Raw genomic sequence first — 14,307 nt, 5'->3', positions numbered from 1 at the left:
CCTAAAGTATCCTACTCTTCCTCGTCCTCATCCTCATCGCTGCTTCCCTTGCGCTGCTCAATGCCGTAGTCGTAGGGACCTTTGGTGACCACAGGCAGAACTTCCCAGTTTTCAATCAGCGGCGGTGAACTGGTCGTCCACTCTAAGCTGAGACCGCCCCAAGGGTTATCACCAGCAATTTTGCCCTTATTCCAGCTCCAAATGATGTTAATCAGGAAGGGAATAATTGAGAAGGCCAAGACAAAGGCACCAATCGTACAAATGAGATTAATTGACTCAAACTGGGGATCGTACATGGCCACTCGCCGTGGCATTCCTTTGAGTCCCAACTCGTGCATCGGCAAAAAGGTGAGGTTGGTGCCAATGAGGGTGAGGACAAAGTGCACAATCCCTAGTCGCTCATCGAGGAGCCGTCCCGTCATTTTGGGGAACCAGTGGTAAATGCCCGCATAGAGACCAAAGACGGAACCGCCAAAAAGCACATAGTGAAAGTGTGCCACCACATAGTAGGTGTCGTGGACGTGAATATCCACGGGGGCAGTCCCCAAGGTTACGCCACTGAGGCCACCAAGGACAAACATTGACAGTAGGCCAATGGCAAAAAGCATGGCACTGTTGAGGCGAATTTTACCGCCCCAGAGGGTGGCGACCCAACTAAAGATTTTCACTCCCGTCGGCACGGCCACAATCAGCGTCGAAATCGTAAAGAACATCCGCATCCAAGGGGGCGTACCGCTGGTGAACATGTGGTGTACCCAGACAAAAAGACCCACGCAGCAGATGGCCAAACTGGAGTAGGCGATCGCCTGATAGCCAAAGATGGGCTTACGGGCATGAACGGGAATCACCTCAGACATAATGCCAAAGATCGGCAAAATCATCAGGTACACCGCCGGGTGAGAGTAAAACCAGAACAGGTGCTGGTAAATGACAACGTTCCCACCGGCATCCGGTTTGTAAAACGAGGTGCCAAAGTTAATATCAAACAGCAGCAAAATCAGCCCTGCCGCCAGCACAGGAGTTGATACCAGAGCCAGCAGAGAGGTTGCTAACATGGCCCAGCAAAAGAGGGGCAATTGATCCCAGCGCATACTGGGCACCTTCATCTTCCAGATGGTGACGATGAAATTTACCGAGCCCATAATCGAGGAGGTGCCCACCAAGACGATCGCCAGAATCCACATACTCTGAGCAGTGGTGGCCGTGATTGTACTCAAGGGCGGATAGGAGGTCCAACCCGCTTGGGCACCGCCAAACAGGAAACTGGCCAAGAGTAAGGCTCCCGCCGGCGGGTTCAGCCAAAAAGCGAGGGCATTCAAGCGGGGAAAGGCCATGTCCCGTGCCCCCACCATCAAGGGCACCAAGTAGTTGCCAAAGCCCCCGATCGCTGCCGGCACAATCCACAGGAAAATCATGATCGTGCCGTGGTTGGTGAGGAAGGCGTTGTAAAGATTCGGGTCAAGAAAATCGGAATTTGCCGTGGCTAGCTCCGTGCGCATGGCCACCGCCATCAGACCGCCAATCAAGTAAAAGATAAAGGCGGTGACCAAGTATTGAATGCCAATCACCTTGTGATCAACATTGAAGGTGAAATAGTCGTACCACTTCCACGCCTTGGGATGCTCAGGGAGCGACAAGGGGGTATCTAGCGGCAGTTGTGCTTGCGCCATAACTCTCTCAAGAATGCAACAGTAGGAAGAAAACTAAAGCTTGGCCGGAGAATGGTGGTGGGTCAGTGCTTCTACCTGCGCCAGCAATTGGGGGGTGACGCCCATCTCCTCGACATGGCGATCGCTCAGGGAAGGGATTACGGGCGCCGTGGCGATCGCTTGGTTTTGACTGCGCCACGTTTCAAAATCCTCTGGGGTATGCACGATTACCTGCGTGCGCATGGCACCGTGGTAGCCACCACAGAGTTCAGCACAGACGACGGGGTATGTCCCAACTTTAGTGGCCTTAAAGCGCAGTTCAGTGGGCACACCCGGAATCGCATCCTGCTTCAAGCGAAACTGGGGCACCCAAAAGGAATGGATCACATCCCGCGCCGAGATATTTAATTGGACATCCTTGCCCACTGGGATATGCAATTCGCCAGAAACGATACCACTGTCGGGGTAGGTGAAAATCCACGCATACTGCATACCCGCCACATCCACCACGACATCTGGGGCTTTGCCTTGAACATCGGGGCTGGCACCAATGCCAATTTCAGGGGTTTGCACTGCTGCTAAAAGGGCAGTTGCATCACTCGTGGTTTTTGAAGGGGCTTCGGCAACAACCGCCACCGCTGGCTTGGGTGTATGCATTGAGTGCATGGCATGATCCCCCGGGTTCAGTCCCCCCATGCGCTGGAAAATATCCACGCTGTAGATACCAAGGAAAATCACAATCAGGGCAGGAATCGCAGTCCAGAAGGCCTCTAGGGGTAAGTTGCCCTCAACGGGTAGGCCATCCCCTTCCTCACCGGCACGGCGGCGATAGCGAATCACAAAGAGGATGATCGCACCCTGTACCACCAGAAAGAGAGCGGTACCAATTGTGAGCATAATGTCAAAGAAGTTATCCACCAAGGGAGCCTGCTCAGAGGCCTGTTCCGGCAGAAGGCCATGGTGATGTCCAACCCAAAAGCTAATCAGGGTGACAACAACGCCAGCGGTGAGTGTCCAAATTGAAGCGGGTATTTGTTCCATGGTGCCAAAGCGTCCAGAAAATCCCACCCTGATCCTAGGCAGATTCCCCAAGGATGTGGGTTAAAAGAACCTAAAGATTTATGTTGATTTATTCACTATCCTTAAAGCAGCTTGGGGACAGAATCATCGGTTTTTGCGTCCTAAGTTAGAGATAGCCCACCGAAACTGCAGGCTGTGCCGGAGGAAAATCGATGCTGAGTGTGCTGCCTGGGGTTGGCGTCTCATTAGCCACTCTCCAGTACTCGACCCATACAGTGGATCAAACGCAGGTATATATGGTGGCTGCGCCGATGGCGGACTATCGGGTCGTGATGACAGAACCTGCCCCCAATGGCCAAGATACCTATTTAGAAACGACGGCGGCTTTTGCGCGGCGGACAGGAGCAGTAGTGGCGATGAATACCAATTTTTTCCGCTGGTTGCATGCTCAATCTCTGCCCTCTTTTCAGGATTATCAAAAATGGATCATGGGCGAGTCGCATCCTGAGGGCATTAGTTACCGAGCACTGCGGCAAACCTGCTTGAGCGGTCGAGGCACGATTCCAGCGGGGGTTCTCGGAGTCTACATCGTGAATGGTCAGGTGGTGCGTCCCTATGAGGGGGGCTATTCAGGAGTGGTGAATTTTCCTGCCCAAGGAGGGATTGAGTTTTATCGCGGTAGGTTGCCAGAGCAGCCCTTTAATGTGGTCAGTGGCTCACAGCAAATTTTAGAAGGCGGCAGGAAGCTACCCGTTGATGGGAGCGATCGCACGTCCCCCAAGGCGATTCTCGGCAGACGGGGCAATGAATATATTTTCGTCGTCAGTGATGGGCGGGGCAATGGCGGTTCGCCGGGGGTCTCCTTTCCCCAGCTTCAGGCGTTTTTGCTGGAACAGGGCGTAACGGATGCAACGGCGGTGGATGGTGGCGAATCGGCGACATTGGTGGTGCAGGGACAAGTAAAAAATCATCCCCGCGATCGCTATTGTGAACTAGCGCGTTGGTTACCCGCTCCCACCCTCACGTTTGTTAATCCTGAAGAGGAGGCTCGCGAAGCGGCGATGGCCATGGGGCGATCGCTCAGACCTGTCGGGGCAAATATCGGCTTAGTCCCACGAGAGCAACCCCGAGGCGCCCTTTCCTTTGCGTTTTGGGAACGCCTTCAGCAGCGGCTACTGACGCGACTCCGAGCTTGGCGGCACTGGGTCTAATGAGCAGGGAAGCCAGATTTTGTTAAAATCCTAGTGTTCACTTTGACCTGCAAGCAACAGCCATGATCCACTCTGCGTACCCTCTACTGTTGACGATTACTCCTTCCCTCAAAGGTTTCTTTATTGGTTTGGTGTCGGGAGCCGTGGTTTTGGGTCTCACCTTTATTGCCCTGATCACTATCAGCCAAATTGACAAAGTGCAGCGTTCTTCCTAGGCATTAGACCAACGGGTGCAGTTGCGCATTGTCGCTAGAATAGAGTCATGGCTATAGAGCTGTGACTCTGACTTTTATTTTGCCCCTTTAGTCAATGGGTTAAATGACTTATTTTTCCTTCTCCCCTCTCCTTGGTCAAATTGTTAATGTCGGGCTTGGGCCTGCGGGCATTTTGGGAATTGGCCTCGCGGTTGCTGGGGCGCTCCTCTATTTTCTGCGCTCGATTCAGCCAGAGTTAGCGCGAGATCATGATATTTTCTTTGCCGCAGTGGCTCTTCTGTGCGGTGGGATTCTCTTTTTCCAAGGATGGCGCCTCGATCCAATTCTGCTCTTTGGCCAGTTTCTCCTGACAGGTACTGCTGCCTTTTTTGCCTACGAAAGTATTCGTTTGCGGCGGGTAGCCACAGAGCAGGCGCGGCGAAATACCCCGATTGTGGATGAAGAGCGACCCGTGAGCCGCAGCTACACCTACCGTGCAGAAATAGAGGAACTCGAACCCTACGAGGACGAGGAAGAAGAGGACGAAGAGTACCCACCCCTGCGGCGAATTCGCGGTAGCCGTGATGTGTCGCGATCGCGCTATGAAGACGAGGATGTGGAGGACACCCCCCCGGTAGGACGTTTACCCTCGCGGCGCAGTAGCCCGCCCCGTCCTGAGCCCCCCAGCCGTCCCAGTGTACGCCGTCCCCCGTCAAGGCGGCCGCGACCAACCCCACCACTGACCGATGAGATTGTGGATGAACCCTATCGTCCACCAACGCCCACGCGCCGTCCCACCCGCCGTCCCCCACCACCCACCACGGAAACCGCCACAGTGAGCGATCGCCCCACTCGTCGCCGTCCCCCCCGTCCCCGTCCCGAAGCCACCCCCGATGGCAGTGAGTATGTGCCCTATCAACCCTTGGATCGTCCCCCCACTGACGAACAAGATAACTCCGCCAATTTTGATGATGAATAGACCCTAGGAGCAAAGGCGGTTCACAATGCGTCGCTACTTTCTGGTTTCAGCCCTTGGCTTGGCAGCAATTTGTGGAGGTGTGCCGGGACGAACTTGGGCGGCTCCCCTAGCGCAAGCTACGCCGGCTGCCTTGCCACAATCGGTGCAAGCGGTGGTCAATGGCTTGGATACAGCCGCTAGTCAAAAGAATTTAGACGCCGTCTTGGCCTTCTATGACCCTGAGTTCAAAACTGGGGATGGCCTCACCCTTGAGATATTGCGCAAACAACTGCCAACATTTTGGCAACCCTATCGCGATATCCGCTACCGTACAACCGTCAACCATTGGCAACAGCAGGGCGATGATTGGATTTTAGACATTAGCACCACCATTGAAGGCACGGGCGGCACCAGCGATCGCCCGCAAAACATTCGTGGTAACTTGCAAGCCACCCAAGTCATCCGCAACGGCAAAATCATCCGCCAAGACATTACCAACGAGAAAACCACGATTACCATTGGTGCAACACCACCCACAGTTCAATTTTCGCTCCCCCAAACGGTACGTACGGGTGAAGAGTTTAGCCTTGATGCCATTGTCCAAGAACCCATTGGCAATGCGATTCTCCTCGGTGCTGCCAGCGACCAGCCCATCAATGCCCAAACCTACGCCAATCCCAGCCCTGTGAAATTGGAACTTCTCTCTGCGGGTGGCATTTTTAAGGTGGGACGGGCTCCCCAAGAACCCGGTAACCGTTGGGTCTCTGTGGCCTTAATTCGGGATACGGGCATGGTCTTAATTACACAGCGACTGCGGGTGGAAAAACCATGAATGAGGCGGAGTCAACCCCTGTCGAGGAACCTACTGAAAGCCCTGAGGTAACTCTTGAGGTTGCGCAAAGCACCCCCATTGTCAGCGGCCTTGCTTTAGAACACTGCGAAGGGCGTTACCGACTCACGTTGCCCCCTGATTTAGACTGGATTGATCTGTGGCCGCAGTTGCAACTCTACCTTGTCGGTCAAGAACACCTCTGGTCAGAGACCTTACCCGTAGATTGTGCCTGTGGACAGCGGCTTTTAGATCAGTCACAGCTTCAGCAGTTGGCCGAGGCCCTCAGCGAGCATCAGTTGCGACTGGACAAAATTATTACCGAACGACGCCAGACGGCGATCGCTGCCGCTACCCTTGGCTACAGTGTTCAACAGGGGGAACTGCCGCCCCTACTGACCAAAGAGACCGATGCTGACCCAGAAACCACAGCCAACCCCCTCTACTTGAAAACAACCCTGCGATCGGGGATGGAAATTCACCATGAGGCCAGTGTGGTCATTGTTGGTGATGTCAATGCCGGTGCCAGCATTATTGCCGCCGGGGATATTATCGTTTGGGGACGCTTACGCGGGATTGCTCATGCTGGTGCCAAGGGGAATCTAGGGGCACGGATTATGACTCTCGAAATGGCGGCGACACAGTTGCGGATTGCTGATCTCTTGGCGCGGACACCGGATCCACCAAACCCGCCTTACCCAGAGGTGGCCTACGCCACAGAGCAAGGGATTCAGATTGCCCCCGCCTATACTTGGGGACGCGCCTTCGCCGTATCCGAGACACCTTGAGATAATCTATTCTAGTAAGCCAATTCCTAGGGAGTTCAATGGGGCGCACGATTGTCATTACCTCGGGTAAAGGGGGCGTGGGGAAAACAACCACCAGTGCCAATATTGGTGTTGCTTTGGCCAAACTCGGGCGATCGGTGGTGCTCATTGATGCAGACTTCGGCTTGCGCAACCTCGACCTACTACTCGGCTTGGAAAATCGGGTCGTTTATACCGCCATTGATGTACTGACGGGGCAATGTCGCTTGGATCAAGCCCTTGTGCGCGATAAGCGCCTCAATAAATTGGTGTTGCTGCCCGCCGCCCAAAGCCGCAATAAGGATGCCATTACCCCAGAGCAAATGCGACAGTTGGCCTCAGCTCTGAGCAAGCACTATGACTACGTGCTCATTGATTGTCCAGCGGGGATCGAGGCGGGATTTCGCAATGCCATTGCCCCCGCTCAGGAGGCCTTGGTGGTGACCACCCCAGAAATTGCCGCAGTGCGTGATGCCGATCGCGTGATTGGCCTGCTGGAGGCCTACCGCATTCGCAATAGCCATCTCATTTTGAATCGCTTACGCCCAGCAATGGTGGCTGCCAACGATATGATGTCCGTCGAAGATGTCCAAGAAATTCTTTCCATTCCCCTGATTGGCATTGTCCCTGAGGATGAGAAGGTGATTGTTTCCACCAATAAGGGGGAACCCTTGGTCCTGGCAGAATCACCGTCACTGGCTGGGCAGGCCTTTATGAATATTGCCCGTCGCTTGGAGGGGGAAAAGGTTGAGTTTCTGGATTTAGAGGCGGCAAGCGGGGGATTATTTGGTCGGATTCGACGCTTGTTTGGGGCAAAGGGATGATCAGTGAACTGCTAGAGCGGTTGTTTACGCGCACTCCCCCCAGTCGCACCACCGCTAAAGAACGCCTGAAGTTGGTGTTGGCCCACGATCGCACGGCGCTAACGCCAGAAATTTTGGACAATCTGCGGCGAGATATTTTAGAGGTGGTCTCCCGCTATGTGGAGCTAGAAACCGAGGGGCTAGCGGTTTCCCTAGAGTCGGATCAGCGGACAACGGCCTTGATTGCCAATTTACCGATTAAACGGCTGAAGTTGTCCCCAGAGGATACGCCGCCGCCAGAGAATTCTCCATCCGAAAACGAGGCAGAAAAACGTTGAGTACCGTTGCAGTTGAGCTAGCAGCGATCGCCAGCGGCGCGATCGTGGCACAGGCACCTTGGGCGGCTGTTTTAATCGCCCGTTTAGGGTCAGGTTGGCGACGCCCTTCCCCCTTGACCCCTCAGCCCTCACGCCCAGAAAACTTAGCCAAAGTCTCAATTGTTGTCCCCACCCTCAATGAGGCACAGCGGTTGCAACCCTGTTTAGAGGGCTTAATGCGTCAAGGCTATGAGGTGCGGGAAATTCTTATTGTCGATAGTCATTCCCAAGATGGCACGGCTGAGATTGTGCGGGCAGCGCAACACCGCGATCCGCGTCTGCGACTGGAGTTTGATCCCCCCTTACCGCCGGGGTGGGTGGGGCGGCCTTGGGCCTTACATGCCGGCTTTTGTCGTGCCCATCGCGATAGTGAATGGATTTTAGGGATTGATGCCGATACGCAACCGCAGCCGGGTCTTGTGGCCAGCCTCTTGGAAACAGCACAGCGGGAGCAATTGGATCTCATTTCCCTCTCACCCCGCTTTATCCTCAAGACGGGGGGCGAATGGTGGCTACAACCAGCCTTGCTCTTAACCTTGATCTATCGCTTTGGTGCAGCGCGTGCAGTGGAAACTCAGCCCGCACGGATTCTCGCCAATGGTCAGTGCCTGCTGATTCGGCGATCGCGACTCGAGGCAATGGGCGGCTACCAAGTTGCCGCTTCTTCCTTTTGTGATGATGTGACATTAGTGCGAGCCATAGCGGCTGCGGGGGCACGGGTGGCCTTTCGCGATGGCTCAAAGGTGCTGAAGGTACGGATGTATGAGGGCATGGCAGAAACATGGCGAGAATGGGGGCGATCGCTCGACCTCAAGGACGCCACCCCAGCAGCCCAAGTCTGGGGCGATGCCTATTTCCTCTGGGCAGTACAGGGATTACCCTTGCCCCTATTGGTTTTGGGCTTGATGGCACTGGCAGTGACTACGCCCACCCTGCCCCTAGAGATGGCGACACTGCTCAATGGTGTGCTGGTGCTGATCCGCTGGGGTATGACCCTAGCGATCGCCCCTGTCTATGATTGGCAGACGGGTCAAGGGCGCTGGCTCTTTTGGCTGTCTCCCCTTGCGGATCCCCTAGCCGCCCTGCGGATTACCCTCTCCTCTTGGCAACGCCCCAAGCAGTGGCGAGGACGGACTTATCCTGCCAAAATTCAAAATTTTGGAAGTGATAGCGAGGGAAACAATCAGTAATATTTATTCAAAAATCTTTATAAAGAAGACCATATTAAAGTTGATTAAGTACAAGATTTTTGTGCTATATAGCTATTTCGAAAGGGAGTGAGATATTTTCAAGAGGGATAGGCTATACTCAAGGAGTCATGAATGTTACTCAAGAATATGAGCTATAGCTTGGACTTACGAGAGCGGGTTGTCTCCTATATCAAGCAAGGCGGCAAAATCAGTGAAGCGACTCAAATCTTTCAGGTGAGCCGCGCTACTATCCATCGCTGGCTGAAGCGAGACGACTTAGCCCCCACGGTTGTGCCTCGTCGTCCTTGGAAACTGGATTGGGCGGCCTTAGCAGCCGATGTTGCTGCCCATCCCGATGACCGTTTAATTGACCGCGCCCAGCGATTTGGCGTCCAAGTTTCCACCATTAGTTACGCCCTCCACCAGATGGGCATCACCCGAAAAAAAACAGATGCGTTACCAAGAACGGTGTGAAGAAGAGCGACAAGCGTATCAACAGCAGCTCGACACATGGGTAGAGAGCCATGGGGAGGAAGCGGTGGTGTACATCGATGAGACGGGGTTTGACTCTCGAGTGGAGTGTGAGTATGGGTGGTCAGCGCGAGGCCAACGAATTGATGGAGAGCGAGCGGGGAAACGCAAGAAAAGAGAAAGTTTAGTCGCAGGACGGTACAGACACCAGAAAGACTTCATAGCCCCAATGCTGTTTTCAGGATATTTGAATGGGTTAGGGTTTGTGAGCTGGCTGAGTCAATACTGTTTGCCGGCGTTAGAGAAACGTTCGTTGTTGATGATGGATAATGCACCAATTCATCCGAAAGGGGCGATTCAGGAAGCGGTCAAAGCGGCGGGTCACGAGGTGTTATTTTTACCGAAATACTCTCCTGACTTGAACGTGATTGAGCACGACTTGAGTGCGTTGAAGCGAGCGCGGATGTATGCAGGGTCAAACAGTTCTATTGATGAGGTGATTCGCAGTTATTGTGCTGGATAATGTCTCATTCTTGATTGGAATAGCTATGACTGCGAGAAGGAGCAGTCATTGCCATCGCTGGGTGCTTGGATGTGGCTTTTAGAGAGGATACCTCCTCGCTCGCCTCCTTGCCAGTGCCTGAGTATGCGTTGACCCTACAAAAATCTTCTCTGGTGTTACTCCAATAACAAAGGATATGCTACCATCTGAGAGAATGCCGCGTGTCAACGGATATGGCGAAGGTTCTGGTACTCAATGCCTCCTATGAACCACTCAATATTACGAGTTGGCAACGGGCAGTTGTCCTTTTAATCAAGGGCAAGGCGGAGCAAGTTGAGCACAACGGCAAGATGGTTTACAACAATTTTCCCTTGCCGACCGTCATTCGTCTGCGGCACTATGTCGTCACTCCCTACAAAGAAATTCCCCTGACCCGCCGCAATATCCTGCATCGAGATGGCCACTCCTGCCAGTACTGTGGCTATACAGGCGATGAACTGACTCTTGATCACGTTATTCCCAAATCGCGCGGTGGCGGTGAAACTTGGGAAAATATTGTGACCGCCTGTGTTCGCTGTAACGTCAAAAAAGGGAATCGTACCCCCAAGGAAGCGAATATGCCCCTACGGCAAACACCGCGTCGTCCCATTAGTAGTTTGTACTTTGAAGTCACGAAGCACGTGCGCACCGGCACTCATCAAGAGTGGCGGAAATATGTCATCGGTGTCTAAAGGTTGTTATGTCAAGTATTGAGACCGAAAACTTTAGTCAACTCTTTCCGCTTTTTGGTGCCAGTTCCCAAGAGGCGCTTTCCTCGATGCTCTCAGTGGCTTGGCATAACACCTACCCAGCGGGGCGTGCCATTCTAATTGAAGATGCGTGGGGCAATGCGGTTTACTTTATCCTCTCAGGCTGGGTGAAGGTGCGGCGACTGCTCGCCAATGGGGACTTCATGACCCTAGCGATCCTTGGGCCGGGGGATTTTTTTGGTGAAATGGCCATTCTTGACCAATCACCCCGCTCAACGGATGTGGTGGCGCTGTGTCCAGCGGAAGTTTTGTCGGTGCCGGCGCAAAAATTTGTCCATGTCCTGCGCCATGAGCCGGATTTGCACTATCGGATGCTGCAATTGATGGCACAACGGCTACGCCTGACCAATACGCGCATTGAACTGTTGCACAAACCTCCTGCCGTCAAACTAGCCCATGTCTTGGTGAATTTGGCACGGCGCTATGGGCAGCATCCGGGGGGCAATGCCAACACAGCCGTGATTTTCAATGTGCCCATCAAGGATTTAGCGGATGTGGCCAACATTAGCCCTGATGAAGCACATCAACTGCTGGATAAACTAGTGGCGAAAAACTGGATCAAAATTGATGCGGCCAAGCAACAACTCCAAATTCTCAATTTGCCGCAACTAGAGCAATTAGCACAGCAAGCGGTGAATTAAAGTTCTGTTGGCTTGTTGAGGAGCAGTGACCTCGCCTAGGATAGCAATAGTTGCAAGCTCTTTCTGCTATGGCGATCGCCCCCAACCTCTACGAACACACCTTGGTTCGCTACACGGATCCGCTGCATGCGACAGAACTCCTGCGGCAATATCGCCCGTACCTAGAAATGATTCCCAGTATGCGGCGACCTCAAGAGAGTTTAATTCCAATTCCGCTGCCGATCGCCCATATTCAGGTTCCTGCCGCCACAACCTCGAACCAACGTCCCCAAGTGAAGTCGGTGATGGTGCCCTGTGATCTGGTCTTTGTCATGTGCGATCCCGAGTGGAAAGTGAAAACCGACATTGAACTGCTGGTCTTTATTCATCGGCCGGGGGAAAGTTTTACGGAACTGCTGACCCGCTGGCGCCAATCCCAAGTGCTCCTCAGTCGCAGTTATAGCTGGGATATGCCCTTGCAGCATCGGGATGTCTTTAGTGAGGGCGCCAATCGTCAATTTCCCCTCTTTGTCCTCTTTCAAGAAACCCTTGCCGTGATCAAGCGCGGTCTCAAGGCTGCCCGATTGCCCTGCGTGATTGATACCACGATTCTCAAGGAACAGCCGTCTTCAGCCACAAAACTCATGACGGGTTCCTCAGAAAGCACAGAATAGGTTGATCCATATCACAACCTGAGCACCGGCTCCATCACTGCCGCCCCCCTCGCCAAGGGCAGAGAATACCACTATCGAGCTGAATTCTCGATGTTGTGAGTTGAGTTGTCCTATGGTGGCTACCCCCATTCAACCCGTGTCCGACCGTCCATTGACAACGGATTTGGTGCGGCAGTATTTGCAGGAAATTGGCCGTGTGCCCTTGCTCACCCCCAGCCAAGAACTGCGCCTTGCCCAACAGGTTCAGCAGTACCAAGCCCTGCTCGCAGTGCGAGATCAGTCCGATGATCCCCAGATCAAGCGCTATGTGGCGGCTGTTACGGAGCGCGATCGCCAGCAGCGACAGTTGGGGCGTCCCCTGACCCGTGCTCAATGGGCTGCGCGACTCAAGATGAGTGTGGCTGAATTGCAAACCTGTGTGCAGGCGGGTCGTCAAGCTTGGGCAAAGGCAGCGAATATCACCCTAAGTGAACTTCAGCACATTGAGCGGCAAGGACAGCGGGCAAAAACCCAATTGCTGCAAGCCAACCTGCGCTTGGTGGTGAATATTGCCAAAAAGTATCAACATCGCGGCGTGGAATTTTTAGATCTGATCCAAGAGGGGAGCTTAGGCCTAGAACGTGCCGTTGAAAAATTTGATCCGACCAAGGGATTTCGCTTTAGCACCTATGCCTACTGGTGGATTCGCCAAAGTGTCACCCGTGCCGTTGCTAGCCAAAGCCGTACAATCCGCTTACCCATTCACATGGTGGAAAAGCTCAATAAAATTAAGCGTGCCCAACGGCGTCTTGCGGCTCAACAGGGGGCGATGCCCAGTCTGGCGGACATTGCCCAAGAACTCAATCTTGAGGTGTCACAGGTGCGGGAAGTGCTGATGGCCGTTCCCAAATCCGTGGCCTTGGAACAGCGGGTTGGCTCCGACCAAGAAACGGAATTGCAGGAGCTGATTGAATCCACTGCCCCCACCCCCAATGAGGTGATCATGCGCGAGTCCCTACGTACGACTTTGAAGCAACTCCTCAGTGATCTATCACCCCGTGAACGCCAAGTGATGGAACTGCGCTATGGCCTAGGGGAGCAGCCTGCCCTTGAGATGGCCGAAATTGCCGCACTGCTGGGACTGAGTCGGGAGCGGATTCGCCAAATTGAGCACCGTGCCCTGCAAAAGTTGCGGCAGCCCCAACGGCGGCGGGAAATTCAAGATTATCTCGAGGAGTTTGCCTAGGGCGTCTCTAACTGAATGCCGTGGGGACAGCACTCACAGATCCATAGGTCAAGGTCGGGGTCTGGTAGGGCGCGCCGTACCCGTTGCATAATGCGGTAACCTTCATCGGCAGAGGGGGCTAGGGCAAAAACTGTTGGTCCGGATCCCGACATCATGCTGGCGATCGCCCCAGCGGCGAGGAATTGCTCCTTCAACTGCGCCACCAAGGGATAGCGGGGCAACACCACCTTCTCTAAATCATTACGGAGATTGGCGGTCAATTTGGCAATGTCACGCTGCTGAATGGCCTGTAACAGGGTTGCGGATCCCCCCTCTTGGCGGGCTTTTTCCTGCTCGTTGGCGGTTTGGGCATAGGTAGCGGCGAATTCGTGCCGATAGGTTTGATAGGCCCAAGGGGTGGCCACACTGAGGGAGCGATACTTCCCTAGGATCACAGTTAATCCCTGCAAATCCGCTAGGGGCGTCAACTGTTCACCGCGCCCTAGGGCTAAGGCGGTCCCCCCTTGCAGACAGAAGGGCACATCGGCTCCCAATTGCGCTGCAAAGGTTTGCAATTCCGCTTGCGTGAGACCCAACTGCCACAGGAGATCTAATCCCACGAGTACCGCTGCCCCATTAGTGGATCCCCCGGCCAAGCCCGCCCCCATAGGAATCCGTTTTTCGATGAAAATTTCAACGCCATCGCGATCGGGAAACTGCTGCTGGAGCAATGCCGCTGCTTTGTAGGCGAGATTTCGTTGATCGCAGGGGACAGCAGGGTTGGTGCAATGGACTTTAATCTGGCGATCGCGCCGCGGGATGAGTTCAATGCGATCCATGAGGGAAACCGCCTGCATGACCATTACCAGCTCGTGGTAGCCACTGCCATCCAAACAATTGCCAATAATTTGTAGAAAGAGATTAATTTTGGCAGGTGCCAGCAGACGATACACGCAGCCCCATCCTCACAACCACCTCGTTCAATAGCAT

General features: G+C 54.0%; 15 protein-coding genes and 1 pseudogene. 13 read left to right on the top strand and 3 right to left on the bottom strand.

Annotation, left to right across the window (positions count from 1 at the left end):
• Positions 1-11: 11 nt before the first annotated feature.
• Entirely contained in the window at positions 12-1,670 is a 1,659-nt protein-coding gene (gene ctaD / locus KV190_RS10150) for a cytochrome c oxidase subunit I (RefSeq protein WP_460193203.1), read from the bottom strand.
• Between the two features lie 33 nt (positions 1,671-1,703).
• Positions 1,704-2,690, bottom strand: a complete 987-nt coding sequence (locus KV190_RS10145; RefSeq protein ID WP_460193202.1) for a cytochrome c oxidase subunit II — start codon at positions 2,688-2,690, stop codon at positions 1,704-1,706.
• Between the two features lie 191 nt (positions 2,691-2,881).
• Here KV190_RS10145 and KV190_RS10140 point away from each other — a divergent pair, with 191 nt between their 5' ends.
• The 13 genes and pseudogenes from KV190_RS10140 (at position 2,882) to KV190_RS10080 (ending at position 13,338) form a co-directional block, all read left to right on the top strand.
• The gene (locus tag KV190_RS10140) at positions 2,882-3,880 is read left to right on the top strand and encodes a phosphodiester glycosidase family protein (RefSeq protein WP_460193200.1); all 999 of its coding nucleotides are present in this window, start codon (positions 2,882-2,884) and stop codon (positions 3,878-3,880) included.
• A 62-nt stretch (positions 3,881-3,942) separates the two neighbouring features.
• On the top strand, positions 3,943-4,095 hold the full coding sequence (locus tag KV190_RS10135; RefSeq protein ID WP_297051565.1) for a photosystem II reaction center X protein: 153 nt from the start codon (positions 3,943-3,945) through the stop codon (positions 4,093-4,095).
• A 103-nt stretch (positions 4,096-4,198) separates the two neighbouring features.
• Positions 4,199-5,053: a Ycf66 family protein gene (locus KV190_RS10130; protein ID WP_460193198.1), complete on the top strand. Its 855-nt coding sequence runs from the start codon at positions 4,199-4,201 to the stop codon at positions 5,051-5,053.
• A gap of 25 nt (positions 5,054-5,078) precedes the next feature.
• A complete protein-coding gene (locus tag KV190_RS10125) occupies positions 5,079-5,864 on the top strand; it encodes a nuclear transport factor 2 family protein (protein WP_460193196.1) in 786 nt (261 codons plus the stop codon).
• On the top strand, positions 5,861-6,649 hold the full coding sequence (gene minC / locus KV190_RS10120; RefSeq protein ID WP_460193195.1) for a septum site-determining protein MinC: 789 nt from the start codon (positions 5,861-5,863) through the stop codon (positions 6,647-6,649). The genes KV190_RS10125 and minC overlap by 4 nt, the downstream gene beginning before the upstream one ends.
• A 38-nt stretch (positions 6,650-6,687) precedes the next feature.
• The gene (minD, locus tag KV190_RS10115; protein WP_460193194.1) at positions 6,688-7,491 is read left to right on the top strand and encodes a septum site-determining protein MinD; all 804 of its coding nucleotides are present in this window, start codon (positions 6,688-6,690) and stop codon (positions 7,489-7,491) included.
• Entirely contained in the window at positions 7,488-7,808 is a 321-nt protein-coding gene (gene minE / locus KV190_RS10110; protein ID WP_460193193.1) for a cell division topological specificity factor MinE, read from the top strand. The genes minD and minE overlap by 4 nt, the downstream gene beginning before the upstream one ends.
• On the top strand, positions 7,805-9,037 hold the full coding sequence (gene cruG / locus KV190_RS10105; RefSeq protein WP_460193192.1) for a 2'-O-glycosyltransferase CruG: 1,233 nt from the start codon (positions 7,805-7,807) through the stop codon (positions 9,035-9,037). Before minE ends, cruG begins: the two co-directional genes overlap by 4 nt.
• 147 nt (positions 9,038-9,184) lie before the next feature.
• Positions 9,185-10,031, top strand: a pseudogene (locus KV190_RS10100) (IS630 family transposase).
• 212 nt (positions 10,032-10,243) lie between these two features.
• Positions 10,244-10,741 (top strand): HNH endonuclease, encoded by a 498-nt coding sequence (locus KV190_RS10095; protein WP_149818924.1) that lies wholly within the window; start codon positions 10,244-10,246, stop codon positions 10,739-10,741.
• Positions 10,742-10,749: 8 nt separating this feature from the next.
• Complete coding sequence (locus tag KV190_RS10090) at positions 10,750-11,460, top strand: Crp/Fnr family transcriptional regulator (RefSeq protein ID WP_460193190.1); 711 nt, start codon at positions 10,750-10,752, stop codon at positions 11,458-11,460.
• Positions 11,461-11,528: 68 nt separating this feature from the next.
• Positions 11,529-12,113 (top strand): hypothetical protein, encoded by a 585-nt coding sequence (locus KV190_RS10085; protein WP_460195268.1) that lies wholly within the window; start codon positions 11,529-11,531, stop codon positions 12,111-12,113.
• 112 nt (positions 12,114-12,225) lie between these two features.
• Complete coding sequence (locus tag KV190_RS10080) at positions 12,226-13,338, top strand: RNA polymerase sigma factor, RpoD/SigA family (protein ID WP_460193188.1); 1,113 nt, start codon at positions 12,226-12,228, stop codon at positions 13,336-13,338.
• Here KV190_RS10080 and ispE read toward each other — a convergent pair.
• Positions 13,335-14,270 (bottom strand): 4-(cytidine 5'-diphospho)-2-C-methyl-D-erythritol kinase, encoded by a 936-nt coding sequence (ispE, locus tag KV190_RS10075; protein ID WP_460193187.1) that lies wholly within the window; start codon positions 14,268-14,270, stop codon positions 13,335-13,337. The two genes, KV190_RS10080 and ispE, sit on opposite strands and share 4 nt — an antisense overlap.
• Between the last annotated feature and the right edge of the window lie 37 nt (positions 14,271-14,307).

The sequence above is a fragment of the Thermosynechococcus sp. FA-CM-4201 genome (assembly GCF_054689355.1).
The sequence above is the reverse complement of the archived record's forward strand: the minus strand, read 5'-3'. Positions and strand labels throughout refer to the sequence as shown.